Origin of the sequence: Stenotrophomonas sp. YIM B06876, assembly GCF_030711595.1 — a bacterium.
In the GTDB taxonomy this organism is placed as follows: Bacteria; Pseudomonadota; Gammaproteobacteria; order Xanthomonadales; family Xanthomonadaceae; genus Stenotrophomonas.
Genome location: NZ_JAUJUJ010000397.1, coordinates 1 through 736 on the forward strand (window position 1 = coordinate 1; position 736 = coordinate 736).

Consider the following 736-nt stretch of genomic DNA (forward strand, 5'->3'; position numbering starts at 1 on the left):
GCGCAGCCTGGGCATGGACGGTGTCTGCCAGAACAGCCTGGACGCCGTGAGCGACCGCGACTTCGCGATCGAGTTCAGCGCCGCCGCGAGCCTGTGCATGGTGCACATCAGCCGCTTCTCTGAAGAGCTGATCATCTGGATGAGCCAGAACTTCGGCTTCATCAAGATCGCCGACCGCTTCACCACCGGCAGTTCGATCATGCCGCAGAAGAAAAACCCCGACGTGCCCGAACTGGCGCGCGGCAAGACCGGCCGCGTGGTCGGCCACCTGATGGGCCTGATCACGCTGATGAAGGGCCAGCCCCTGGCCTACAACAAGGACAACCAGGAAGACAAGGAGCCGCTGTTCGACACNGCTTCACCACCGGCAGTTCGATCATGCCGCAGAAGAAAAACCCCGACGTGCCCGAACTGGCGCGCGGCAAGACCGGCCGCGTGGTCGGCCACCTGATGGGCCTGATCACGCTGATGAAGGGCCAGCCCCTGGCCTACAACAAGGACAACCAGGAAGACAAGGAGCCGCTGTTCGACACCGTGGACACGCTCAAGGACACGCTGCGCATCTTTGCCGAAATGGTCGGCGGCCAGCTGAACCCGACCACGGGCCAGAAGGAGGGCGGCATCACCGTCAACGCCCAGGCCATGGAACAGGCCGCGCTGCGCGGCTACGCCACGGCCACCGACCTGGCCGACTACCTGGTCAAGAAAGGCCTGCCGTTCCGCGACGCGCACGAAA

1 protein-coding gene and 1 pseudogene are annotated in these 736 nt (G+C 64.4%); both read left to right on the top strand.

Annotation, left to right across the window (positions count from 1 at the left end):
* Positions 1-451 (top strand): lyase family protein (locus tag QZH66_RS17540; RefSeq protein ID WP_305807111.1); only part of this gene is annotated, 451 nt, incomplete at its 5' end.
* Positions 379-736 (top strand): annotated as a pseudogene (locus tag QZH66_RS17545) (hypothetical protein); the annotation flags it as partial. The gene QZH66_RS17540 and the pseudogene QZH66_RS17545, both read left to right, overlap by 73 nt.